At 43.7% G+C, this 24,143-nt stretch carries 22 protein-coding genes; 13 read left to right on the top strand and 9 right to left on the bottom strand.

Going from position 1 to position 24,143, the window contains the following annotated elements:
- Positions 1-337: 337 nt before the first annotated feature.
- Positions 338-835 (bottom strand): SMI1/KNR4 family protein, encoded by a 498-nt coding sequence (locus ACJJIZ_RS19205; RefSeq protein ID WP_444914494.1) that lies wholly within the window; start codon positions 833-835, stop codon positions 338-340.
- A gap of 874 nt (positions 836-1,709) precedes the next feature.
- Between ACJJIZ_RS19205 and csrA the strand changes: the two genes are divergently transcribed.
- Positions 1,710-1,889: a carbon storage regulator CsrA gene (csrA, locus tag ACJJIZ_RS19210; RefSeq protein ID WP_299588813.1), complete on the top strand. Its 180-nt coding sequence runs from the start codon at positions 1,710-1,712 to the stop codon at positions 1,887-1,889.
- Positions 1,890-2,010: 121 nt separating this feature from the next.
- Here csrA and ACJJIZ_RS19215 read toward each other — a convergent pair whose 3' ends face one another.
- Positions 2,011-2,739: a helix-turn-helix transcriptional regulator gene (locus ACJJIZ_RS19215; protein WP_444914495.1), complete on the bottom strand. Its 729-nt coding sequence runs from the start codon at positions 2,737-2,739 to the stop codon at positions 2,011-2,013.
- A 170-nt stretch (positions 2,740-2,909) separates the two neighbouring features.
- Between ACJJIZ_RS19215 and ACJJIZ_RS19220 the strand changes: the two genes are divergently transcribed.
- The 3 genes from ACJJIZ_RS19220 to ACJJIZ_RS19230 all read left to right on the top strand — a co-directional run bounded on the left by ACJJIZ_RS19220 (position 2,910) and on the right by ACJJIZ_RS19230 (position 5,742).
- Complete coding sequence (locus tag ACJJIZ_RS19220) at positions 2,910-3,854, top strand: alpha/beta fold hydrolase (RefSeq protein WP_444914496.1); 945 nt, start codon at positions 2,910-2,912, stop codon at positions 3,852-3,854.
- 343 nt (positions 3,855-4,197) lie between these two features.
- Positions 4,198-4,671 (top strand): LabA-like NYN domain-containing protein, encoded by a 474-nt coding sequence (locus ACJJIZ_RS19225; protein WP_444894959.1) that lies wholly within the window; start codon positions 4,198-4,200, stop codon positions 4,669-4,671.
- A gap of 702 nt (positions 4,672-5,373) precedes the next feature.
- Complete coding sequence (locus ACJJIZ_RS19230; RefSeq protein ID WP_444914497.1) at positions 5,374-5,742, top strand: hypothetical protein; 369 nt, start codon at positions 5,374-5,376, stop codon at positions 5,740-5,742.
- Here ACJJIZ_RS19230 and tnpA read toward each other — a convergent pair.
- A complete protein-coding gene (tnpA, locus tag ACJJIZ_RS19235) occupies positions 5,739-6,143 on the bottom strand; it encodes an IS200/IS605 family transposase (protein WP_444913664.1) in 405 nt (134 codons plus the stop codon). The genes ACJJIZ_RS19230 and tnpA overlap by 4 nt on opposite strands.
- A 394-nt stretch (positions 6,144-6,537) precedes the next feature.
- Between tnpA and ACJJIZ_RS19240 the strand changes: the two genes are divergently transcribed.
- Together ACJJIZ_RS19240 and ACJJIZ_RS19245 are read left to right on the top strand one after the other, a co-directional pair.
- Positions 6,538-6,897 (top strand): hypothetical protein, encoded by a 360-nt coding sequence (locus ACJJIZ_RS19240; protein ID WP_444912269.1) that lies wholly within the window; start codon positions 6,538-6,540, stop codon positions 6,895-6,897.
- Positions 6,898-7,181: 284 nt separating this feature from the next.
- Positions 7,182-8,198: a patatin-like phospholipase family protein gene (locus ACJJIZ_RS19245; protein WP_444914498.1), complete on the top strand. Its 1,017-nt coding sequence runs from the start codon at positions 7,182-7,184 to the stop codon at positions 8,196-8,198.
- 56 nt (positions 8,199-8,254) lie between these two features.
- Here ACJJIZ_RS19245 and ACJJIZ_RS19250 read toward each other — a convergent pair whose 3' ends face one another.
- Both ACJJIZ_RS19250 and ACJJIZ_RS19255 read right to left on the bottom strand, forming a co-directional pair.
- A complete protein-coding gene (locus ACJJIZ_RS19250) occupies positions 8,255-10,201 on the bottom strand; it encodes an aconitate hydratase (protein ID WP_444914499.1) in 1,947 nt (648 codons plus the stop codon).
- Between the two features lie 621 nt (positions 10,202-10,822).
- Positions 10,823-11,479 carry a class I SAM-dependent methyltransferase gene (locus tag ACJJIZ_RS19255; RefSeq protein ID WP_444914500.1) on the bottom strand — a complete coding sequence of 219 codons (657 nt, stop codon included), beginning with the start codon at positions 11,477-11,479 and terminating at the stop codon, positions 10,823-10,825.
- Between the two features lie 1,701 nt (positions 11,480-13,180).
- Here ACJJIZ_RS19255 and ACJJIZ_RS19260 point away from each other — a divergent pair.
- The 5 genes from ACJJIZ_RS19260 (at position 13,181) to ACJJIZ_RS19280 (ending at position 18,637) form a co-directional block, all read left to right on the top strand.
- Positions 13,181-13,492, top strand: coding sequence for a cupin domain-containing protein (locus tag ACJJIZ_RS19260; protein WP_444914501.1), 312 nt, complete (start codon positions 13,181-13,183; stop codon positions 13,490-13,492).
- Between the two features lie 258 nt (positions 13,493-13,750).
- A complete protein-coding gene (locus tag ACJJIZ_RS19265) occupies positions 13,751-14,128 on the top strand; it encodes a biotin/lipoyl attachment domain-containing protein (RefSeq protein WP_444914502.1) in 378 nt (125 codons plus the stop codon).
- Between the two features lie 463 nt (positions 14,129-14,591).
- Positions 14,592-15,611 carry a cytochrome-c peroxidase gene (locus ACJJIZ_RS19270; protein ID WP_444914503.1) on the top strand — a complete coding sequence of 340 codons (1,020 nt, stop codon included), beginning with the start codon at positions 14,592-14,594 and terminating at the stop codon, positions 15,609-15,611.
- Between the two features lie 548 nt (positions 15,612-16,159).
- Entirely contained in the window at positions 16,160-17,326 is a 1,167-nt protein-coding gene (locus ACJJIZ_RS19275) for a patatin-like phospholipase family protein (RefSeq protein WP_444914504.1), read from the top strand.
- Between the two features lie 204 nt (positions 17,327-17,530).
- Positions 17,531-18,637, top strand: coding sequence for an acyltransferase family protein (locus ACJJIZ_RS19280; RefSeq protein ID WP_444914505.1), 1,107 nt, complete (start codon positions 17,531-17,533; stop codon positions 18,635-18,637).
- A gap of 97 nt (positions 18,638-18,734) precedes the next feature.
- On the opposite strand, the gene ACJJIZ_RS19285 is transcribed toward ACJJIZ_RS19280, so the two are convergent.
- Positions 18,735-19,355, bottom strand: coding sequence for a LysE/ArgO family amino acid transporter (locus tag ACJJIZ_RS19285; RefSeq protein ID WP_282933969.1), 621 nt, complete (start codon positions 19,353-19,355; stop codon positions 18,735-18,737).
- 130 nt (positions 19,356-19,485) lie between these two features.
- Between ACJJIZ_RS19285 and ACJJIZ_RS19290 the strand changes: the two genes are divergently transcribed.
- Positions 19,486-20,388 (top strand): LysR family transcriptional regulator ArgP, encoded by a 903-nt coding sequence (locus ACJJIZ_RS19290; RefSeq protein WP_444914506.1) that lies wholly within the window; start codon positions 19,486-19,488, stop codon positions 20,386-20,388.
- Positions 20,389-20,399: 11 nt separating this feature from the next.
- Here the strand turns inward: ACJJIZ_RS19290 and ACJJIZ_RS19295 are convergent, their stop codons facing one another.
- Positions 20,400-21,275 (bottom strand): deaminase, encoded by an 876-nt coding sequence (locus tag ACJJIZ_RS19295; RefSeq protein WP_444914507.1) that lies wholly within the window; start codon positions 21,273-21,275, stop codon positions 20,400-20,402.
- Positions 21,266-22,135 carry a LysR family transcriptional regulator gene (locus ACJJIZ_RS19300; RefSeq protein ID WP_444914508.1) on the bottom strand — a complete coding sequence of 290 codons (870 nt, stop codon included), beginning with the start codon at positions 22,133-22,135 and terminating at the stop codon, positions 21,266-21,268. Before ACJJIZ_RS19300 ends, ACJJIZ_RS19295 begins: the two co-directional genes overlap by 10 nt.
- 90 nt (positions 22,136-22,225) lie before the next feature.
- Between ACJJIZ_RS19300 and ACJJIZ_RS19305 the strand changes: the two genes are divergently transcribed.
- Complete coding sequence (locus ACJJIZ_RS19305; RefSeq protein ID WP_444914509.1) at positions 22,226-22,726, top strand: lactoylglutathione lyase family protein; 501 nt, start codon at positions 22,226-22,228, stop codon at positions 22,724-22,726.
- Positions 22,727-22,826: 100 nt separating this feature from the next.
- Here ACJJIZ_RS19305 and ACJJIZ_RS19310 read toward each other — a convergent pair whose 3' ends face one another.
- Positions 22,827-24,032: a multidrug effflux MFS transporter gene (locus ACJJIZ_RS19310; RefSeq protein ID WP_444914510.1), complete on the bottom strand. Its 1,206-nt coding sequence runs from the start codon at positions 24,030-24,032 to the stop codon at positions 22,827-22,829.
- Between the last annotated feature and the right edge of the window lie 111 nt (positions 24,033-24,143).

A 24,143-nucleotide genomic window follows, 5' to 3' on the forward strand; every position in this document is an offset into this window, starting at 1 on the left:
GCCCATATCGCCCTTCTGCACGCAAAATTACTAGTGTTATCAAGGAGTTTGGTACGAGGGGAATTACCGCTTACGCCATAGCCGCAGATATACACTTCCTGTGTATTGGCAACCCAGTCGTATAAAGTGCTTGGACAAGCCATAGGTTGTATAAGAAACGATCAGTGATCTATTTTTTGATTAAAAAATGAATAATAAGGCTTAAGGTGAGGGAACACCGGTGAGTAGTACATAGGCTACATCGCTCAACTCAATGCATGGGAGTAGCAGAGGGGTTGTCATAGAACAATGTGTATCCTGCTAGCTACCGGGAGTATTTTGGGGAAAGCTTGGGTAGTCAGCCCTTAGGAGGGTTTTGCGGTACCTCTAAGCTCTCTAGGCTTTTAGCCAGCCAGTCTTCATACCAGTTAAGATAGCTACTAGACCAAGGCTGTGGCTCACGGTAACTCTGAGTAACCCATACTTCTCCCCTATGAGCACCGTTAATAACTAACATAAATTCAATACCACAGCCTATCTCTGCAATATCAATGGTGCCTGCTGACATCGGATATTCATCTTCGTCATCCTGGTAGTAGTGCGGAAGACCCTCTACGTTAGCACCATAAGAATGCCCAGCCCCAAAACCAATCTCAAGAAGAAAGGCCCGAAACTCCTGCGGTAAAGAAATGTTGTACTGTTTCTCGATACCGTTAACTTCTTCCTCCGAAAACCGACGGAAGTTATAGTTCCAGCGCTCTGCACCAAAGAGAGAACAATCCTTATCCAAACTACTCAGCCGTTTAAGCTGTTGTTTGATGCCCAGAAGCCGGCTTTCTATTTCTTGCGTACTCATACCGTCTATATTTTAAATATTTATAAGTTTCAGCATTGCCTAGATTACAACTTTTAACGCAACGACTAAAGTGCCTCCTCCACATCCTGCCTCACCGAAACCTAACGAAGAGTGAGATTACTTCAATTTGTGCCATTTCATAAATCTCAATTCGCGACCATAATTACTGCGATAAGAGCGCCACAAATAAAACAGAAAAATAAAAACCACTCTTGAACTAAAGCACCTACTTGTTTACAGAAATTAAAAGAGATGTTTGCGATTTATACCAGTGATTCAAGATATTTTGATTATTTCAATCTCGACCAACTATGGCCCAACAATATTAAACTCCAATAGCAGTTAACATATTTTAAAACCGCAAATACAGCTGAAAAGATAGGCGCAGAAATGATCTTATTGGAATTTATTAAGATTGTTTTCAGTAACAAAACTGCGTAAGGTAACTGAATATTTCTCGATATTTTGATCGCTGCTGAGCAGCGTTATTTGTAAGCAAATCGAATGCAAAATATTGAAGAGCTTTATAAATAGCCTATTCCCTCAAAGGAGAACGGTAGCGTGACATAAAAGTAAGTAAAAGTCGCTGACCCAAGGTGCTACCAACACCAGGGGCCAGCTAACCAAATTGATACACTCACTATCAAGATGGCTGTATGGATGATACGCTAGAAACCCGCTCGTCTTCAATAAAGTGGAGCACATTCAGTAACTTGAGGCACTTTCTCAAGTTCTGGCAGCGTTGTGTCCGTCTTTTCTACTTTTATGCCTACCGTTCCCGTGCGCCACCCCGCATTCACTCTTCAACTTTCTTTCTAAGCTTTCCCATTGCGGAAAGGCTACCCATGGTTTGAGTATCATTAGGGAATAACATATGTTGATTTTGACTCGTCGAATTGGCCAAAACCTCAGAATTGGGGCTAATGTCTCAATCACTGTATTGAACGTTAAAGGCAATCAAGTACAAGTAGGAATAAAAGCCCCCAAATCTTTAGCGGTTCATCGCGAAGAAATTTATAACCGTATCCAGAGGGAACAGAAGATAGGCAAGTAAAATCTGTGAGCGGAAAACCTGGACCAATTATTGGGGGCAGAGTCGAGTAAGCTAATGGGTTACACTGCCACCAATTATTGGCCTTTCGCGGGAGCAATCATACTTATCGTCAAGAACCCAATCATCTTGAAACTTTGGGATTATCACGAATTGGAGATACGCCATCTTCGAAGACTATATGTCGTCTTTGAAACTTCTTATCCTGAAGGTATTCCGGTTGGCTAATCCGATCCATTCGAAAATGACGAAAGTCATTGCGAGCAGGGTCCCAAGCTACCAGATACCATAAGGGTGGTAAGATCAACATAGCTTGCGGTTCAACAACCCGGCTAGTTACTGCCCCTTTTGCATCACGATATTGGAAGCTCAGGTATAGTCGCTGAAGAAAAGCCGTTTCAAATGTAGGCAGTAGTAAGGGCGCCATCTCTCCGACATTAGATATGTCTACCTCCGGTGAAAGCTTACCGATGTACAGGCAATCCATAAACCTGCGTAAATCACGCACCTTATCAACGGGTAAAGCCTTCTCTATTTTTGCCAGCCCGGCATCTGCAAGATCCGAAAAGGGCAAACTCCTTGCTGCACGCACGGATGCAACGCTAATAAGCAACGCAAAAATCTCAGCGACCGAGAGCCGAGCTGTAGTTTGAACCGATTGCGGATCAAGTTGCAGGCCGCCCCCAGGGCCAGGTTCAGAACGGATAACAAAGCCCTCATCCCGCAACGAGCTGATATCACGCAGCACGGTGCGCCTGGATGCGCCAACTTCAGCGGCTAAATCGGCAATCGTCAAAGTGCCCTTTCGGCGAAGGCTTCGCACTATGGCGTCTTGTCGGAGACGTACATTCATTTTACACAGACATTAATAAATGGTGACAGTTTTTGGCACCATTAGATTCTAGCCTATGCACTCACGATCCAGCAAAGGGATGTTGAAGTTGGAACAACCCTTAAGGATAGAAAGCGGAGCCTGTTGGTAAATAGCAGCTCTCAAGACCTCCCCAAAAAAGAGGAAGTAAATTGTCTAGAATACCCGATTTCCCCACACCTACTCTTATCTCAGTGAATGGTATAGAGCTGGAGGTCTTTGAAGCGGGCCAACAGAACACAGGAAACCCCGTTGTGCTTTGTCACGGATGGCCGGAACATGCCTTTTCCTGGCGCCACCAAATACCCGCTCTCGCCGCAGCGGGCTACCACGTTATCGTTCCCAATCAGCGAGGCTATGGCAACTCATCCTGCCCAACAGAAGTAACCAGCTATGACATCGAACAATTAACCGGCGACCTAGCTGCACTTCTGGATCACTACGGATATCAAGATGCCACCTTCATCGGTCATGATTGGGGTGCAATGGTCGTTTGGGGAATAGCGCTATTACACCCAAACCGCGTAAATAAAATTCTAAACCTCGCACTGCCCTATCAAGCCCGAACAGAGAAACCTTGGATCGAGTTTATGGAGGAATTCCTTGGGAGCGATTATTATTTTGTGCACTTCAATAGGCAGCCAGGTGTTGCGGACGCAGTGTTAGACAAGAACGCTTCCCAGTTCCTTCGCAATTTGCTCCGCAAAGACGTACCTCCTTCACCGCCGGAGCCTGGTATGGTAATGATCAATCTCGCGAGAGCAGTATCACCGCTTGGTGCCCCCTTGCTGAATGATAATGAACTGGCTGTATTCGTTTCCGCATTTGAAAAAACGGGTTTTACAAGTAGCATAAATTGGTATAGAAACCTGGATCGCAATTGGCATATCTTGGCAGATGTAGACCCAGTTATCCAAAAGCCGTCCCTTATGATTTACGGCGATCATGATTTGATACCTAGGTCTCCAGATATCAAAGATTTCGTCCCCAATGTAGATGAGGTGAACCTTAATTGCGGCCATTGGATTCAACAGGAAAGACCGGAAGAAACCAATCAAGTGATTTTAAACTGGCTGGAACAGCAATCCGCTACTTAGTATCCATTTCTCTAGAAAATTCCCTTTCCGATTACCCACACAGAATCCCGCAAAGAAGGCGTTCACGGTAGGATACTCACTATAAAGTGGCCATCTGGGGATAGCATGTGCATATAAGCGAGACATGCTACTTCATAAGGCCACTGCTCAACACTATATATCTCGATACAACTCATCAGCTACTGATAAATTGGCTTTGTTGCCGAGATGTTCCTCACCTCTAAATTTGGCTGACAATCATCCCTTAAGTATGTAAAACTAGTGGCTTAATGCATCCACTCTGGTGCAGGCAGATCATAACTTCACTGTCAATTTCAGAATTTTATAATAACTGGATTCCCAAATGGAAAAGGTTGCCATATTTGTTGATGTGCAAAATGTTTATTACACATGTCGACAAATCTATAAACGAAACTTTGACTACAACAAGTTTTGGCGGGAAGTGACAGGGGGTAAAAAAGTTGTTAAAGCCATAGCTTACGCCATCGACCGTGGTGATAGAAAACAGTATGAATTTCAAAACATCTTAAGGTCGATTGGTTTCGAAGTGAAATTAAAGCCCTTCACCCAAAGATCCGACGGCTCAGCCAAGGGCGACTGGGATGTGGGCATAACTATTGATGCTATGGAATATTCAAGCTCGGTAGATACAGTGATTTTAGTGTCAGGAGATGGCGACTTTGACATTCTTGCCCATAAGCTCAGGTTAGATAGAGGCAAGAAGGTTGAAGTATATGGTGTTCCGGAATTGACGGCTGGAGCATTAATTAATGCGGCGAGCAAATTCACTCCAATTGAAGATAGGTTATTGCTGTAATAACTACCAAGGCGACTAACTGGCGCTCTTATACGTCTCTATGTACTTATTACACTCTACCCTTCAATTGAGGTGCGAATGCAGTCTGAAAAGCTATCCCTCCTTCAAATTCAAATAGGTAACTGGTACTTATTGGCTTTAAATAAATTTCGCTCAAAATCACCATCTATTAACTTTTGTGATTTTAGATTAAAGATCTATGCTGTTAGTCAACAGACAAGTCTATTATTGGCCTTTATACTATCTAATAACACCTTAGTAAGGCTCAAGGCGTCAACAAATGAAGAACTTATTCGTTATAATTTTGACCCTATTCTCTATGGCTTCTATAGCAAGTGGGGATGTAAATAATTGCCCTAAATTAAATCTCAACATTCCTGAATCTAAAGCCAACCCAGTAATAAAGGTCGCACCACTGCGTCCAATAGGCACTAACAGGAACTTACCCGTATGCGTAGTCGTGTCCTTTAGACTGGTAGAGAAACCGACGTCTGAAGGTGGAAGTCTTGTTCCTGGGGAAATAGAGATCGAAGGTTCATCTGATAAAGCATGGGATACCCCCGTTAAAGTCGCCGTATCAAGATGGCTTTACCTTTCAGAAGGTATCGACTATCGTGGGCGTCAGTATGTGATCTATAAGATTCCCTCACAATCCCCATAGTCAAAAACTAGAAAAGCTAAATGGTACCGTTTAGAGATTTTATGCGTATATTGGTACTCTTGATTACATTTATCCCCGCAGCAGTTTTTGCAGGAGGTATAAATTGTACTAGCGACGGAGACTCAGATCGCTATAAAAATCAGCTCAAAAAATTCAATGCTCAGCTACTATGCGGCCTAAGTCCTGAGTATGTTGCAGGATTTCGTATTGTTTTTGCTCCATCATTCGGACAAGCCAAGATAACAACGGTTTACCAACGCCATGACGGGACACTAGATGTAAATGGTAAATATCCTCTATCGTTATCTCAGTACATGGACATGGTTTCCCAATTTAAGGATCTCAACCTCTTTGAATCAGCAACCACCCGCATAGCGGGTGGTATGGTGAAAGCCCCCAGAGGGGGCTAGTTACAACCCTGCCAGTCGCATCTGCTCTTGGCGGCGCTCTTCAACCTCTTGATTTTTGATGTACTCACACAGTAGCCCCGAGCCCAAAAGTGTCTTCCTGTGAAATTTCTCTGTACATGCTTGTACTTCCGAAATATCTGGATCGCAGATTTCCCTTTCAGAAACCCAATCGTATTGGAAACACTGAACTTCGGAAGAATCATTAACAACATATGGATGTGATCCTTCATTGCGTACTCCTCGACCAACTCAATGCCCTTTTGACGACATAAGTCTCGACATATTGCTCCAATCTCCCGCCTTAATGTCCCAAATAACGCTTTCTTTCGATACTTGGGCACAAACACCACGTGGTACCTGCAATAATGTTTCACGTAAGCTTGGCACTGCCAATCTCGCATATGGCCCCCTTATAGAACTTGCCGGTTCATGGAGGCCATATTTTTACTCTGCACGCCGGAACGGCAGAGCCCTGTCAAGTCTCACCGCCAGAGGCGGTGGTTTACCTAACTGTTAATTAGAAAGTTATGATAGATTAATTGATTTGTACTGTGCCAAGCCTCCAAAATTATCAACGAAAATAGATTCCTCCGAACCTAATAAATGCCCTTTGGGGTTCGATGGGGAGACCGTTTATATTGAGGCTGCCTATGGAGGCCAAAAAAGGACCGTTCAGCGCTGGAATGGACTAAGTGTTGCTCCCGATGTGGAAAGGGACTTTAGTAAAACTGCAAATTTTCTCCTAAATATACTTGACTCTGAAATTAAGGAATAATTTATTTTTATATATACTCAATGAGAACACTCAAGATTCTATTATTTTACTTTAGGGAGTGGAAAGGATTTAGCCTAATAGTTCTCCTTCTATTACTGGTGTTACTTCATGTTATTAACCTGGCCAGTAACACCGAGAAGGTTGTAAAGCAAAATGGTACAATCAAATCAAAATTTTATATTGGTCGCTCCAATGCCGCTCACATACCAAAATACCAATATCAAGTAGAGCTGAAGAATCGCAAGGTGATTGATGTGGGCAGCGATATGAACCTACACCCAGGTGATACGGTTTGTATTGCAAGCATCACTTATAAAAATAGCTTGAGAGTCGCCAAATATACCATAGAGACTTCAAACGGCTGCACCGGTGCACAGTAATCGGCGTTGTGTAAGAATCTAATTTTATGTTCCTACTAACTCCACGAGACTCTAGCCGTTGAGCTTTAGGCGTCAGCTCAGAGACCCGCTAATTCCCATGCCTATCAATCATTATATTAGTTTCTTTACCTTAACCATATTAATAAACTCAGCATGGTGATAGGTGCGCCTAACTTATTGATATTATATGCTTTTTTAGTGGTATTCAGGGTATATGAAGTATTACCCCTGTTACCAAATGCTATGTTTCTAGGGTCGCGTACAATCTACGGAACCAGAAGGCAATGGCTATCAGAATCCTTTCTATCGATGGTGGAGGAATCCGGGGAATCTTGCCTGGCCAGATACTGGTGTCCCTTGAGCACAAGCTAAAGGTGAAATCAGGCAATCCTGACGCCAGGATAGGCGAGTACTTCGACCTGGTGGCCGGAACAAGTACTGGTGCAATATTAGGTGCCGCCTACATCTGCCCTAACAAGCAAGGAAAACCAAAATTTTCTGCCCAGGATGCTGTCAGCCTCTACCTTAAGGAAGGCGAGAAGGTATTTGGCTCAGGCTCATGGCCTTTTCTAGAAAAGTTAAAGTTATTGAAGGAGGAAAAGTACTGTTCCATGGAGTTGGACAGGGTTTTATCGCAATTCTTTGGGAAAATGAAACTTAGTAATCTATTAAAGCCCTGCTGCTTTGTTTCCTATGATATCAAAAAGCGGGAACAAGTCATTTTTAGGCAACATTGTGCCATAGTAAAGAATGAAGACTTTCTGGTTAAAGACCTTCTACTGGGAAGCACCGCGGTACCAACCTATTTTGAGCCAGCACGCATCTTTTCACTACCTCCATCCCACAATAAATATATCTTAATTGATGGCGGTATGGTAGCCAGTGATCCTGCTTTATGCGCCTACTCCGAAGCCATCAAATTCAGCGGGGTCTCTGGAATGAAGGATATGGTAATTGTATCTCTGGGTACTGGTAGGCAACTTTCAGGATACAAATACAAGGAGGTTAAAGATTGGGGGATACTCAATTGGGCAAGGCCGGCCATTGATATCGCCGTAAATGGAAGCGCGCAAATGGTTCATTACTATATGAATCAAATTTCATCTACCGTAGAGAATTCAAATTACTACCGGATACAACCAAAGCTTTACGCTGCTGACTCAGCCATGGACAATGCGACACCAGAAAACCTGAAGAAGTTAAAAAAAGCGGGAGAAAGGAATGCAGAGTATTTTGATAAAGAGCTGGAAGAAATAGCTACTATATTAGTCAACAACCAAGGGAGCCATAGGTATCAGTAATGCTACCGATCGGGACCAGCGCTGACTTTATCAAATTACAGCTATAGAAAGTCATTCTACTTATTAGAGCTTAGGTATTTTTCTCTTACCTGATTAATCATACCTCCTGCTTCCAACACTTCAATTTCGTCCTTAGCCAAATCACTCCGCAAGTTAATACATTCTCCTGATGATTTAATTATTAATTTAATTGAACTGCTTGACTTTATCTGTGCAATTGGATTGTCAATTTCAAGAGCTACCCCCTGTTGAAGAAGATTGTAATCATCAAAATTCTCAAATAGCAATGGCAGCACACCGAAGTTAATAAGATTACGCCGGTGTATACGGGCCATACTTTTTGCAATTATGCACCTTACCCCAAGAAAGCGTGAAGATACTGCCGCATGCTCACGGCTGGAGCCTTGCCCATAATTCTCACCACCGACAACAAAACAGTCTCCATTGAGCTTCACTGCCCGATCATAAAACGATTCATCGATTCGTGAGAATGTATAACGGCTGATGGCGGGGATATTTGAGCGTAGCGGTAAGATTTCTGCTCCAGCAGGTAATATTTCATCTGTGGAAACATTGTCCCCTGCTTTCAGCAATAATGGGCCAGTTAAAATTTTCGGTAGCTTTTCGAAATCAGGAAGGGGCTTGATATTTGGCCCTTTAATTAACTCCACTGCTACTGGGATTTCTTGAGGTGGCTGTAATAACGGACGTATATCAGGTAGATATTCCGGCTCATGGAAGCTGGGGTAGTCCATATCCAGGTCACGAGGGTCGGTGATCACCCCTCTCAACGCACTGGCAGTGGCTACTTCGGGACTGCACAAATAGACTTGGTCATCTGCGGTGCCGGAGCGGCCGGGGAAGTTGCGAGGGACTGTACGTAGGCTGATACCACCACTGGCGGGAGCCTGCCCCATGCCAATACAGCCGCCGCATCCTGTCTGATGCAAACGAGCTCCAGCTTGAAGCAATTTTGTTAGATCGCCGCTCCGACTGAGTTCTTCGAGCAACTGACGTGAGGTCGGGTTAATGTCAAAGGAAACGTCATCGGCTATTCGGCGACCTGAAACCATACGTGCCGGTATCGCAAAATCTCTCAATCCAGGGTTGGCAGAAGAGCCTATATAGCTCTGGTAGATCGAACGGCCCGCCACTTCTCGGACCGTCACAACTTTGTCTGGGCTTGATGGGCAAGCAATTAGCGGCTCGAGAGTTGATAAATCAATAGTATCTTCTTCGTCGTAACTCGCGCCTTCATCAGCCTTCATCTCGACAAAGTCACTTTCACGATGCTGCTGTCTAAGGAAAGCTCTCACAGCCTCATCCGCAGGAAAGACGCTGGTAGTGGTACCCATCTCCTGCCCCATGTTGGCGATCACATGGCGATCCATCGCAGTCAAATGGGCTAGACCTGGGCCGTGATACTCAACAATCTTGTTGACACAGCCCTTGACGGTCTGCCGACGCAACATTTCCAGAATGATGTTCTTAGCGCTAATCCATGGCGGCAGCTCACCTTCGAGCTTCACACCGAGTATTTTGGGCATTTTCAGTGCAAAAGGGACGCCTGCGATGGCCATTGCTACCTGTAAGCCACCGGCTCCAATCGCCAGCATCCCCATAGAACCCGCTGCACAAGTATGGCTATCGGCACCAAGTAACGTCTTACCAGGCACATCGAAACAAGCCATCTGTACTGGATGGCTGACACCATTACCGGGCCGCGAAAACCAAATTCCAAATTTACGACAGGCACTTTGCAGGAATATATGATCGTCGGCGTTTTTAAAGTCCGTCTGTAACAGGTTATGGTCTACATATTGTGCTGAAAGCTCGGTCTTGATTTGAGACAAACCAAGTGCCTCAAGCTCCAACATGATAAGTGTTCCCGTCCCATCCTGAGCTAGCGTCTGATCTATCTTTATCTCTATTGGGCTGCCAGGCTCCATTGATCCACTCACAAGGTGGCTTTGGATAAGTTTCTGCGCGAGATTCATAGGCATAAAGGGATACCCGGTGAGTGAGCTGGAGCTTTCTAGTATTGATGTAACTAGATCTTGATCATTGTAGCTCTAGGGAGCCTCTGAATAACTCCGTGACACCTCTGGCATGCAGAGCGGTTCACAATCAAGGCGCGGCTTCGCAGGAATGTCTAGACCTTTCAAGAAGTCGCAACGCGGAGTGTGAATCGCTCTGCAAGCCCCAAAGGGCGGTCCTTGAAGGCCACGGCTGCTGCGTTGCAGCTCTTGCAAAGGGCTACGGCCATTCCCGGCGAGCTGCGCCTAACATCTGCAGCCTTCAAGGCCCGCAGAGGCATTACGGAGTTATTCAGAGGCTCCCTAGCTTCCTCGGCTGAAGCAACGTTATAGCTGCAGGACTATGTAAGCGCCAATGCTATTTCCACGGACTCTTAGTAGCCCTAACATGCGCTAGAGCTACCTGAACTGTTGACTTCCGCATTTTTGTAATCTCTGACAAATGACTGAGTATATGCTGCTACATATACTCGATAGGAGAGTAATCACTAGAAGATAGGGAGTTAATTCAATCCAGAAGTTCTATTTAATCAGTCAAAATAAAAAGTGTTCTTCGGAAAGATACAATTCCCCAAGATTGGCAATTGCTTATGGATTCAACTCACACACAATTATATTAATTTTCTTCTCCACAAGCTGCCCTGTATTACTTTCTCCATACTCATTGTGCTTCCCGCGGGATACAACTTTGAATCCAGCGTCAGACAATTGGGTACAAATATCACCCTCATCAAACAGCCTGAATCCATATTGAGTGAACGGTAGATTTTGCATAAAAGATTTATCGCCAAAAGCCAGGCATAACTTCCCTTTAGGTGCTAGTACTCTGGAGATCTCTGCAAGATGAGTTTTTAGGGTGTCCCAAAAGTATATTGTGTGTACGGCTAGAACCTTATCGAACTGTTTATCGGCAAATGGCAGGCTTTCTGAGCTACCAACTAAAAAATCCATTTGACCCGACTCTATATATTTAAAATTTAGACCCTTTGCGGTTGCAACCATATCGCTCGACCAATCAATACCGGTATAGCGGACACTAGACCCCTTACGAATTACGTCGACTGCAAATTTGCCATTGCCCGGACCAATTTCTAGAACAGAATCACCATCTACCACTTTGAGAGCTGTTAAAGCGGCAAGATTCGTTGCTTCATTCGCTTTGTTCATTTGCTGCGCGGTTTCTGAAGCCAATGTACCAGATGGTTTTCTAAGCTGCTCAGCAACGAGCTTTGGATCTTTTGACATTACTATTCCTTCAGCGTCAAAAATAGAATACTAACCAGACAACCGGTTTTTTTGAATATAAATATAAAATACAACTTACTCTACACTACGCTATTGCTCAACCTCTATATTGATTATTTTAGGAAAAAATTAGACGCAGATAGAACATTTATTTAGAAATTCTGCACATACTTTTGGGCCTTTAGCGCAATGCAAATCAATTCAAAATAAAAATATATTTTATAAGTACCCTGTATTGCATGCATTCTGAGGGTGTTGTAATAAGCAAGTAAGCTCTCACACCTGACATCCGATCCTCCCTTTTCCGGATAGAGATTGCCCCTTAACCATTCCCTATGATGCATCCTCTCTTGAGATAGGCTGCGTAAGGACATGTGGGTATTTATTGTGACAGGATTAAGGTATTCGGGCTTTCAGTAAAGGTTTAAAGCTAATTTCATTTATTGAGTTTAACAATAAGAAAGAGTAAATATCTGCAGCTTAATTTGGTTTAAGTTTATCGGACGCTACCTTAGGACAATATATAAGAAGCTATATCTTTAACCACGGGAAATAGCTATTCAATTGAAAAATTTACAATACGTATTGACGGTTCAAACCCAATGAACCCTTAGGTTTGACCTATTAGCTTGACCTGTAATGAGATACATATTTGCATAATTCTAACAGTATGGCTAGGATGCTGCCAACCATTAACCCTACCACCTAAAACAGAAAATCCTCTTAATTTAGGTATAAGTACATGAGGATAGCTATTTGAATCCTAGGTCACTTTTCTTTTGGTTCTGCGGCTTATCGGCAATCATTATTCTTGGATTTACACCAAGTTATGTTATGGCCTACGGAAACCTATCCACAATGCATCACATCCATGGAATAGTTTCCCTTCTATGGATTGGAATCATGTGTTTACAGTCTTATTTAATGCTCAAAGGGAGCACATCTCTTCACAAATATCTAGGTTGGCTGTCAGTTGTCGTTGCCACAATATTTATAGGCACTTCATACTGGGCATTTTTCAGCACTATTGAATCAACCTTAGAGAAGAGTGAAATATTTAAACTTGTATATTGGGTTGACTTATTCTTATTACCACTTTTTGTATTCTCTCTGTTATCTGGGTTCCAGTACCGAAAGTCTCCCCAAAAGCATATGCTCTGCATGATGCTGAGCTTGGTAGCTATACTACCGCCGGGACTAGGAAGGCTTATCTACGGTTTATTCCTATTTCCCTTCAATGCTCCTATTAGGTATTTTTACGAGCCTATGATGCTAACCACCATAGGAATACTAATATACTTAGGAATTCGTGAGAAATGGAGATTTGGTCAAATAAAAGTGGCTCTTGGGGTAACGACATGCTCATTTATCACTTCCTATTGGGTAGTCAATATGGGATTTTTTGAGAGTGGGGTAAGATGGATTTTGAGCACTTAATGTTGACTCCATTTTGTTCCACTAACAATTTATCTCATTAAATATTGGGACATTATTGACGGCATGCTACTTCTTAATTAGACCAATAACTAGCACGCTATTCCCAAAACTCCATCCTTTCGCATACCAATAGAAAAGAACAGATCAAAAATCCAACTACAAAGATAATAAAGATAGTCTTGGAACTATAAGGGCGGTGATTTACTCTACCTACAGGACCTTTAACCCAAAGCTATTTTATACGCACTCAACAAGGAAGCAGAGATGTCAGGCAGTTATCCAAGTAAAATTAAGGAATTACCTCTCTACGATGGTCGCTTTGATGCTTACAAGCTTAAGGCAGAAAACAGTGATGTTCTTTTCGCATCATATCCAGCTGGAACGTTCATTCCACCCCATACTCATGACACAGATAATCATGGCGTTATCACAAAGGGGGAACTAATACTCACCATGAATGGTGCCACCCAACGGATTGGCATTGGACAGTGGTACCATGTACCAGCACATGTAGAACACTCTGCGACATTTGATGTCGAAACCGATGAGATCGAATTTTGGTTTAAAGATAAATAGGATTAAATTTCTACTACAGATCAATTTACATGTATAAAACTATAAATCTTGAAAATTAAGCTATTAAAGGGTAGATATAGTTTATTAGCTTAAGATATCGTTTTGGATAAAGATGTTACTTGGAGACGCGATGATGATCCTAATACTATAGCCACCGGGGATCTTTATCCCGTAAACAGCCCTGAATCATTGGATAAGGGAATAATTTAAAATAACCGGTTAATTTATAGGCAATTACACTAAACAGCCTAGAAATATATGTGGAAATTCATACTTGATTTTATAAATGGTGCTCTTGGTATAAGTTCCATTGAAAGTGGTGAGAGAATACCCCTAGAGGAAGAACGCTTTCCATCCGATGGAATCGTACGCGCCCCCTCTTTTGATTCGATTCCGCACAAACAAGAACCTTTGTCCGGCTCAGTCCGCCCAAAAGAACTTGGTGAGGTAGTAGAAGTCATGGTTGGTGTTGATTATCCAATTTACGGTGGACAAACGATACTCGTTGCCGATTTTGGAACTTACACAATTGAGCTGCCCAGCCCTTGCAGCGGAATAGTCGAAGAGATTCTCATTAAGCCCGGTAGCTTGATAGGTAGCGAAACGCCTCTATTTAGAATACGTAGACCAATATAAAAGTTAACCAGATATAACAATAAGATTAAAAGCTTCCTAAAACCTAAAGGTCCTACCTAAAAAATTAACCACATTCAGATAGTTAATGAGTCTTTAATCTTCGAGTAGATATTACACCACCAACCGGCTAGCAGAAATACGAATCATTTCTCTTTGGAGATTCTGATAGCTATCCCCTAAACCCTACACTTCCTCGCCATCTCAGAAATTGTCCTGCAATTTTTAAAGGTAAATAGCAAGACTTCAATCTCGCCAAATCCAGTGCATTCAATGTATAGGCCAAGTTCTGAATAATATTTGAAAAAATATTTTGTGACCAATTCTGGATATTCTAAAACTCCACAGCTTTTTTCTTAAATCATGGTATCAGCCGAACGAGCTTCCCTATATAGTGGCGCCGCCTAACTTTGATTAAAAATAGGTTAGTTGTCATTGTTTTTTGAGATGTGGGAGAGATACCAAAGTGATTAAGAAAATTTTTTCGAAAAGAGATCTAAAGCTTCCAATCGTTGGCGGCTTGATAGCGGCAGCAAGCTTGCTATCAACAACTGTATCGGCAACGGCCGAAGTTGATATAAATCAATTACGTCAACAATCAAAAATTATGTTCGGCACTCTCTCAGAAACTATGCCAGGCAGTGAGAATGACACCCCAGCGATGGTTGAGCTTGGAAGAACACTGTTCATGGACGAACGGCTTTCAGTCAATGATAGCCAGTCCTGTAACAGCTGCCATCAAGTAGGGAACTACAACGGCTCGGGTGTCGACAATGAAGCGACATCACCGGGAGCTTTACCTGGTACCAAGGGTGATCGAAACTCTCCAACGGTCTGGAATTCCGGATTTCAAGTGGCTCAATTTTGGGATGGTCGCGCAGAGGACCTGAAGGAACAGGCCAAAGGTCCAATTCTAAACCCTGTAGAGATGGGAATGCCTTCAGAAGAGGCTGTTGAGGCAAAGATTTCAAAAATTGCCGAATATCAAGAAAGTTTCAAACACGCCTTTGGTAAAGAGAATGCTATCTCTTACGACAATATTGCTGAAGCCATAGCTGCGTTTGAGCGCACACTGATTACAAATGATCGTTTTGATGATTTTATAAATGGTGATGACCAGGCTATGACACAAAGTGAGTTAAAGGGCCTGCAAACCTTTATCAACACTGGTTGTTCAGCATGCCACAATGGCGCAACCTTGGGTGGAAACATGTACCAGAAGATGGGGCTGGTCAACCAATATCCACACCAAGAAGATTTAGGTCGATATAAAGTTACAGGCCTTGAAAACGATAAAATGATGTTTAAAGTTCCAATGTTACGCGACGTAAGCAGAAGCGCTCCTTACTTCCATGATGGGCGTGTAGAAACCATCGAGCAGGCAATTTACGATATGGCTTGGTACCAATTGGGACAGAAATTAAGCACACAACAAGTAGATGATATTGCAACTTTCCTAAACGCTTTAGAACATCAAGCTCATTAAACTATTTCCCACCCTTCGGGGTGGGCTTCTTTCGCTCTAATCAATTTTGGCTGAGCTCGCGGGTTTCCAGTCACTAGCTCATTGATAACTTGTAACCATTCAACCCTGCGGTTACTTTGTGTATATGACATAGCAGTCAGTAGACTAAACGGTTTCCTGGTTAACGACCAACTTATAATGTCTAGCGCTCCACCAATACTTATATCAAGCCCGTAAAATAAAATTCGAAGGGAAATGTACAACCTTCAGCTACTAACTTGAGGGAGTTCCATTAAATTACTGTTCACTACCTGGGCATTCAGTCATCAGGTTACTTTATGTGCTTTTCGCTTTATAGATAGTGAAATTTTCCATAAGGGTCTAATAGAATAGAAAGTACGAACTTCCCTATTGCCAATTAAAACCGCTCACACTGCTTAACTCCTTATTTCCCCCCCCAAAACAAGACAATAAAACAGTCTTAAGTAACTTTTAAATAACGCAAAGAAATAAAACTAATTCGCTTTGTCACACTCTCTGTATTAAGAGTTTAGCGTTCAGGAAGATCAATGAGATTTCGGCTAGCGTCAGCCCTCACCATACTAGTTATCATAGCGTTTTTAGGCTTGGTGTACGTCTACAATTATCGACTGACCCAAAGTATTCGGTATGACGCCCACCCTGTTAATAAAGAGTTCATAAAAAGTAATGCTTCCCTTAAAGACAAAGATACTATCAACATCCTTATCATAGATGGCGGTGGAATACGTGGTTTGATACCACTCTATGTTATTCAACATATCGAAGAGCAGACCGGCAAGCCTATTGATGAATTGTTTGATGTTTTTAGTGGAGTATCCACTGGCGCTATCATCGCTACTGGCCTCAATGTGACTCAAGAATCATTTGACGATGATCATCCAGGGATTGAAAACCTTAAATCCCAAAGTGATAAAATTATTGATATTTATAAACAAGATAGCAGATACGTATTCTCTGTACCCTGGTATCACAAATTACTAACCTTTAATGGTTTTATCTCTCCTCGCTTTAGCGGTGAGCGCTTAAGCGAAACCATGGAAAAGCATTACACTGAAAAATTGAAGTTTACGAGCCTGAAGAACTACGTCATCATCCCCTCTCTCAATATTCATATGGGCCAGCTTCAACTATTTAAAAACCGTGGTGAAGCAGTCAGTAAGCTGCCCACAGACACACTTTATCAACTCGTAACAGCGGCAGCTAGCGCGGAAACCCTATACCCGCCTGTCGATTTTGTAACTACGGGACGGGATATGCACCAGCGCTATTATGCCGATGCTGGTATATACGCAAATAATCCGGCTAGTATTGTTTTACGCGAAATTATTAGAGAGTTCCCTGAAAAAAACTACTATGTGCTGATTCTCGGGGCCGGTACATCTCCACTAAGTACAATGGAAGCTAACTACAGAAACTTAAAAAACTGGGGCAGGATTAATTGGGTGAAAGACCTTATATCTAATGTACAGAGATCCATGGATGATCAACAAGTATACACCCTGGAAATCGCACAGTCCCTTAGCCCTAAAGGGAGAATTAAATATAACTACTTAAATGTAGATCTTGTTAATCCATATGTTGATCCATTTGACTACACAGCAAGTAAGAATCTGAAAGTTCTAGCAGATAGGCTTCTTGAGGAAAATAAAACGGAGGTTGATCAGGTAGTAAACATCCTCAAGGACAAAGGGTAACTATAACGCTGGAGAATACTCCACCTGATCAGTTGAACTTGCCTTTCAGTGTTACCTTGGATGAGAAGCCATAGTGGGTTTGCATGCATTAAAGCCAGAAGATTTGAATTGAATCACACTGAATACAGATAGTGTGTTCAACTAAGGCAAGGTAAGATCATACCCATACCTTCTTGGATTGACCATGGATATAGGTCGTTTGCAATGAACACACGCCTTCTTAATCTCGATGTACTACGGGGGCTTGCTGCAACTTTGGTTGTCTGGCAACACAGTAGTGAAGTCTTTATCCACAACCCATCCATCGCCCAGCACGGCTCGGCACTGGCTGAATTTATCAGTCAACTGGATTTTGGCCGGATAGGTGTACTTTGCTTTTTCCTAATATCCGGCTTTGTCATTCCCCACAGTCTTCTTGCATCTAACCGTATTCTTAAGAGCTTTGCTATCCGCCGCTTCTTCCGCTTGTATCCCGCTTACTGGTTATCTCTGACTGCAATTATCGGACTTACATGGTTGCTCACTGACCGAACATTCTCTGCATCTACCATTCTTGCCAATACCACAATGCTGCAAGGCCTTATGGGATTTGAAAGTGTTCAGATTCTATATTGGACTCTCACTGCAGAGCTGCTTTTTTACTGTCTCTGCGCACTGATGTTCACCCTTCGACTACTAGGGAATCCGAGATATCTACTCTTAATTTGCTGGGGGGCACTATCGGTATTTGTCAGCATGCAACTTTTAGGGCAATCATCCACTCCAATTTCCCAGCTTCCCGCCACCACTACTTACCTCCCCTTTGCTATCGCAGTTATGTTCTGCGGAACCCTACTCAGGTATTGCTACGAAACAAGGCGTGGTTATCGTTATATGCTTTGGGGCCTGGTTTCGACCTTCTCGATACCACTACTTGTTATGGCCATGCACCTATTAGGTAGGTCGATCAGCGAAACTCCCCTCCGCTTTGTATCATCTCATTTCATCGCTTTAGCTATCTTCCTCGTTTTTGTATTACTTCCACCAAAGCCAATACGACATTTAGCCGCTCTGGGGACTATCAGTTATTCCATTTACCTGTTTCATTTAATCGTTGTCTTTGTCGTCAGCTGGGCCATAAGCCAACCTTGGGGACAAGGGCTTACAAGTATGTCTCTATCCACGTTGCTCGTGGCAGTAACACTACTTAGCTTCGCTTTAGCGGCAGCCATTTATTGGTTGGTGGAGAGGCCCTGCATGCAATTTGGGCGCTTTTTGAGCGATCGAAACAGCGGGTTAAACAAGTCAGGGGAAATGTTAAGGGGAAGTTAGTGTGGAGAACTATCGGAATAAGTTAGGGGCCTGGAAGCAAAAAAATAGCCGTAGACTTATTAGTCTACAGCTATTTTTAGCAGCTGTTATCGGGCGTCTACTGCGCCCACAACAAGCTGATAGCAATAGTCCACATCATAATGCCCACCAGTACATCGAGTACCTGCCAGGTTCTGGGGTTCTTAAATAGCGGCTGCATCATACTGCCACCCACTGAAAGAAGGGTGAACCATAGCAGGGATGCACTACATGCCCCCAGCACAAAAAACCAGGTTCCATTGCCAGCATACTGCGCCCCTACTGAGCCAATCAGTACAACCGTGTCCACATACGCGTGTGGATTAAGCAGGGTTAAGGCTACCGCGGTAATCAATGCAGAGCGGCGGGATTTCATCCACTCTTTTTGCTCTCCAAGACCTTTATTAGTGAAGGCCGAACGGAAAGCCATAGCACCGTAGGAGAACAGGAAAGCAGCACCGAGCCAGGTCAACCAGATCATCCAGTCGCCACCCGCTTGTGCGAGGTTTGCAACCAGGAACACGCCCCCTGTGATCAAGGCAATATCCATCAGTACGCATAAAGCCGCGATACTAAAGTGATATTGTCGACGGATACTCTGCGTCAGCAGAAACGCATTCTGCGCTCCGATCGCCATAATCAAACTGATGGTAGTCAAAAAACCTTTTGCGAGCGGCGCCAGCAACAACCCTGAGAACACGATGCCTCCTGTGTTTCATTCTCTAATTTGGAAGTGCCCGCAGGGCTGCGGGCCTTAATAGTGGCGCGAGATTAAGAGTCAAACTAGAATAAGTAAACTTAATTATACTGATCCCTCATAAGAAATTCTTATGCTAGACCTAAAGCAACTCCAGGCCTTTGCCTTTGTCATAGAGGAGCGCAGTTTTGACAAGGCTGCCGCCCTACTCCATGTCAGCCAGTCTGCGATTTCCCAACGAATCAAAGCCTTAGAAAGCCAGGTTGGCCAAGCCCTATTGATACGCTCCACCCCTTTACGACCCACTGAAGCCGGCCTCAAAGTGTTGGGGTACTACCAGCAAATGCACTTGTTACAGCAAGAGCTTCTCACTGATATCGATCCAGAGGGAGGTAAGACTCGCTATAGCAATCAGAATAAGGTTCGTATCGCACTGAATGCAGATAGTTTGGATACCTGGTTCCTGGCCGCCATCACACCATTGATTCGATCCCAGCAGTTGCTCGTGGATTTAAAGGTTGACGATCAGGACGCTACCCATGAACTGCTGAAGAATGGTGAAGTCATTGGCTGTATCAGTTCAACAACCAGTAACCTCCAGGGCTGCCAATCAGTACTGCTCGGTCACATGGCCTATTACCCGGTATGCACCAAGGCTTTTAAGAAGAAGTTTTTTTCAGACCCGATTAAGGTTGAAGAGCTCCACTACGCTCCCACAGTGGAGTTCAACTATAAGGATCAATTGCAGAGTCGTTACCTTAAACAGTTTTGGGGAGTGGAGACTGGTCAGTACCCATCTCATGAAATCCCCTCTTCAAAGAGCTTCCTCAGTTTCTTAACTCTGGGGCTGGGTTGGGGAATGGCGCCAGATATTCAGATCGCCAGCCTGTTAAAAAGTGGAAAGTTGGTGAAACTCGCTGAAGACCAGTATTTGAAGATTCCTCTTTACTGGCATGTTTGGAACTTAAAATCGAAATTGATTAAAGAGATCACTATCAACCTCACAGAGCATGCTCGAAAAGCTCTAAGTCAGTAGTGCTCAAATACTCAGTGATGGTGCAACTGCCAGTATGGACAGTAGTCCAGCTGCAGTTCGCCATTTTCCAGCTGTTCTAGGATTGAGAGTGCTTGATGATATATTGGTTGATTTTCCTTATGTCGAACATTTAGGTTTTTGAAGCCCCGATAGGATTCCTGATAAATTTCTTTCGCATCGCCTCCCAATAAAAAGCTAACTATTTGGTCTCCATGCTTTAACTCATAAGCGAAGTAAGCTCCGTCTAGCTTTTCTTTCTGTACTAATTTCGACGGTTCAGAAGTTATACGGCGAGTGTAATAATTTCCAGGCTTATCCACGATACACTGGGAATTTTCCTTGCCACAGTTTCCATTATAACTTTGCTTTAATCGCTCTATACTTTTACCGTAGTCGGGATCGGTCTGCCCATATACAACGCGTGAAACTCCTAAGAAAATCATCATTCCACTACACATCATGCAGGGTTCAAGAGTTGTATAAATACTGACATTGGAATTAGTTAAGTATTTGGTCTGAGGCCCTAAGCATTTTGTCTCAAGACATCTTTGCATTACACGCACTTCAGCGTGCTGGGTCTTATCCTCACAGACTGAAACCGAATTAAGCTGAACCCCCCCAATGTGCTTGGAAATATCATCAAATAAAACCGCACCAATATTATGGCCTCTTTTATTTTTATCAGTAGGTCTGACCCAGTCCTGGAATACTATAGAATAAGCCAACAACATCAGTATTTTATCTTGCTCATCCTTAACACTCTCAGCTTCAGCTATTCCCACAAGAGAAAGTTGTGATAGAGCCCAAAATAGCAGGAAGCGAAGCAACCCGGTATTTTTACCAAAACTGTTCAGCTTTTTGATACTTAGGAGCCCGATTAAAGCCATTTCTCCATTTCACCAATAATAAACCTGACTCTGGCGGGTACAAGTTGAGTGCGCCTAAGCGCCAAATATAGTGTCTCACTAACAGGATTTTCAAGGCTATGTGCCTTAATCAATTTCGGCTTTCGAAATGCACTTACCGCATAGGCAGGTAAAACTGTGAAACCCAATCCCATACTAACGGGCTCCAGTATTAAACTGATCTGATTGGAAAACCCTTTTTGTTGAAAAGCTTCAAGACTTCTAAATTGCGGGAAGTTTGCTCCCAATAATAGACTCGCATGGTGTATACCGTCCGGGTGGCCTATGTAGCCCAGCGCTAAAAGCTTCTCCCAGTCAGGAGTTTTTACTTCAGCCGGCGTCACTAGCAACAACCTTTCACTGGCGACCGGCCGACTGTCAAGCTCCTCTGCTTGTGGCGGGCTGGTCATTAATCCAATATCAGCACCGTTTTCCGCAATGGCCTTCTCTACATCCAGGTTGGGTGCGAAACGGCAGCTAATCGATAAACCCTGGTGGATTTTCTGCAGGGACAACAACTTGGGGTAGAGCTTCAGCCCCACACTCCCGGGGCACATTACTCGCACATCCCCATGGTGGGGAGGGTCTTCACCAACAATTTGCCCCAGGCTGGCAAGCTTCTGAATAATCCCCTGCCCTTCCCGGTAGAGCCGATCACCAGCATCCGTGAGCGTGAAGTGTTTACCCTGTCTAACTAACAGAGCGACACCTAAGTGCTCCTCTAACTTGCGTATATGCTGGCTGACCCCAGACTGAGTCATATGCAAGCGATCCGCCGTACGAGTGAAGTGCCCCTCTTCAGCTAAAGTACAGAAGCTTCTTAACCACACTGGATTTATCATTACGAATGCTACTTAAAAAGATTACAAATGATAATTATACGTAATGCATTAGAGGCTGTAACTTAACCGCATTCAACAAAGGAGACAGCTATGAGTAGCGCATACCCGAGAACCTTTTCTCATATCGGTATTTCAGTGCCGAATCTTGAAGAAGCTGTGAAGTTTTACACCGAGGTACTTGGTTGGTACCTGATTATGAAGCCCACAGATATCACAGAGGACAAAAGCGCTATCGGTGAAATGTGCACCGACGTATTTGGCCCAAACTGGGGTAGTTTCCGCATTGCTCACTTGTCGACAGGGGACAGGATTGGCGTAGAACTATTCCAGTTTAGCAATCAGGAAAATCCAGAAGATAATTTTGAATACTGGAAAACCGGTATCTTTCACTTCTGCGTGCAAGACCCTAACCTGGAAGAACTGGCGGATAAGATTGTGGCGGCCGGTGGTAAAAAACGTATGCCGGAGCCTCGTTATTACTACCCCGGTGAAAAGCCTTATCGCATGATTTATATGGAAGATCCTTTTGGCAACATTCTGGAAATTTACAGCCACAGCTATGAGCTGATCTACAGTGCTGGCGCCTACTGATAATAAGCACTCCAGAGTTCACTCAGCATCATTCGAACGATGCTGAGTGAAATACCGGCACGAAGTTGTTCAGAGGCTCCCTAATTTATTTTGACATTACTCAATCGCTCTGATCTGCTGTGATGCTGACTACATTACGCAAAACCAACCAGGAAACCACAAAGGCCAAAATCCCACACACCGCAATTACCCCAGCAAGCGATTCTGGTTTTCCATTAAAAACCAAACTGGTTATCAGGATAGCTACAGCCCCGATTGACAACTGCATAGTACCAGCCAGGGCAGAAGCCGTTCCCGCTATAGGGCCATGTCTTTCCATGGAGAGAATAAATGCCGTCGGAAGAACCAAACCGAGAAACATATTGCATACGATAAGCATGCATATCAGTAGTACGAGATGATCAAAACCAGCCTCTATCACTAAATACATAGTCACCGAGCTTATTACAAATCCAGTCACACCCCACTTCACCAGCTTCACCATCCCTAAACGGGCACCGAAATTTGCCGAAAATTGACTCGACAAGAAGAAACTAAGCGCATTCAGAGCAAAGGCGAGACTAAATTCGGTTGGGGTCAATCCGTAGTAATTCGTATATAGGAATGAAGCTGCCGCAAAAAAAGCAAGTACACTGGCGAAGCCAAACCCTCCTATACAAGTAAGCCCTATATAGATGGGGTCACGTAGCAATATCGAATAAGACTCAAGCAGCGTACCTATTTTAAATGGTATGCGCTTATTCACTGGTAAGGTTTCGCGAAGGCTCGTAATAGCAAGTATCAGACTTAAAAAAGTAGCAATGGATATCCCCCAAAATATGCTGCGCCAACCAAACGAAATTAATAGCAGGCTACCAATTAATGGCGCCAGCATAGGAGAAATTGAAAGGACAAGAATTGCTGTCGTAAGAAGGCGAGTTGCTTGAGTACCCGTATAAGAATCTCGAATTATTGCTCGGGGAATCGACATTACCGAGGCGGCACCCACCCCTTGTAGGAAGCGAAAGGCAATCAACCACTCGATAGTGGTTGCCAGGGCACAACAAATAGATGCGAAAGTAAAAACCAGCAAACCAAAATAGAGCGGCGGTTTGCGGCCAAACATATCGGAAGCGGGGCCATAAAAAATCTGACACACCCCGAACGCAATAAAATAAGCCATCAACGTATAGGACGCGACCTGGGTTGAGGTGTCGAGGGCCTTTGTCATCGCAGGTAATGCAGGCAGATACATATCAATGGCCATAGGACCAACAGAGCTCAAAAGCCCCAGGATCAACGCCATTTTTATAAAGCCTGAGTTCATCCACAGTCCCTATTGAACCAACTCCACCTTGGCACCTCTACAAGACACCTCTCACAATTACTAAAAAGGGAGAAGGAAAGAATACACCGCGCTTGGGACCCTATGAGGCAT

The sequence above is a fragment of the Microbulbifer maximicatervae (SeqCode) genome, from assembly GCF_052467225.1.

Bases quoted from the DNA above. Each gene is read 5' to 3' on its own strand.
- ACJJIZ_RS19205 (WP_444914494.1), bottom strand. From the start codon at position 835: ATGAGTACGCAAGAAATAGAAAGCCGGCTTCTGGGCATCAAACAACAG.
- csrA (WP_299588813.1), top strand. From the start codon at position 1,710: ATGTTGATTTTGACTCGTCGAATTGGCCAAAACCTCAGAATTGGGGCT.
- ACJJIZ_RS19215 (WP_444914495.1), bottom strand. From the start codon at position 2,739: ATGAATGTACGTCTCCGACAAGACGCCATAGTGCGAAGCCTTCGCCGA.
- ACJJIZ_RS19225 (WP_444894959.1), top strand. From the start codon at position 4,198: ATGGAAAAGGTTGCCATATTTGTTGATGTGCAAAATGTTTATTACACA.
- ACJJIZ_RS19230 (WP_444914497.1), top strand. From the start codon at position 5,374: ATGCGTATATTGGTACTCTTGATTACATTTATCCCCGCAGCAGTTTTT.
- tnpA (WP_444913664.1), bottom strand. From the start codon at position 6,143: ATGCGAGATTGGCAGTGCCAAGCTTACGTGAAACATTATTGCAGGTAC.
- ACJJIZ_RS19240 (WP_444912269.1), top strand. From the start codon at position 6,538: ATGAGAACACTCAAGATTCTATTATTTTACTTTAGGGAGTGGAAAGGA.
- ACJJIZ_RS19245 (WP_444914498.1), top strand. From the start codon at position 7,182: ATGGCTATCAGAATCCTTTCTATCGATGGTGGAGGAATCCGGGGAATC.
- ACJJIZ_RS19250 (WP_444914499.1), bottom strand. From the start codon at position 10,201: ATGCCTATGAATCTCGCGCAGAAACTTATCCAAAGCCACCTTGTGAGT.
- ACJJIZ_RS19255 (WP_444914500.1), bottom strand. From the start codon at position 11,479: ATGTCAAAAGATCCAAAGCTCGTTGCTGAGCAGCTTAGAAAACCATCT.
- ACJJIZ_RS19260 (WP_444914501.1), top strand. From the start codon at position 13,181: ATGTCAGGCAGTTATCCAAGTAAAATTAAGGAATTACCTCTCTACGAT.
- ACJJIZ_RS19265 (WP_444914502.1), top strand. From the start codon at position 13,751: ATGTGGAAATTCATACTTGATTTTATAAATGGTGCTCTTGGTATAAGT.
- ACJJIZ_RS19275 (WP_444914504.1), top strand. From the start codon at position 16,160: ATGAGATTTCGGCTAGCGTCAGCCCTCACCATACTAGTTATCATAGCG.
- ACJJIZ_RS19280 (WP_444914505.1), top strand. From the start codon at position 17,531: ATGAACACACGCCTTCTTAATCTCGATGTACTACGGGGGCTTGCTGCA.
- ACJJIZ_RS19290 (WP_444914506.1), top strand. From the start codon at position 19,486: ATGCTAGACCTAAAGCAACTCCAGGCCTTTGCCTTTGTCATAGAGGAG.
- ACJJIZ_RS19295 (WP_444914507.1), bottom strand. From the start codon at position 21,275: ATGGCTTTAATCGGGCTCCTAAGTATCAAAAAGCTGAACAGTTTTGGT.
- ACJJIZ_RS19300 (WP_444914508.1), bottom strand. From the start codon at position 22,135: ATGATAAATCCAGTGTGGTTAAGAAGCTTCTGTACTTTAGCTGAAGAG.
- ACJJIZ_RS19305 (WP_444914509.1), top strand. From the start codon at position 22,226: ATGAGTAGCGCATACCCGAGAACCTTTTCTCATATCGGTATTTCAGTG.
- ACJJIZ_RS19310 (WP_444914510.1), bottom strand. From the start codon at position 24,032: ATGAACTCAGGCTTTATAAAAATGGCGTTGATCCTGGGGCTTTTGAGC.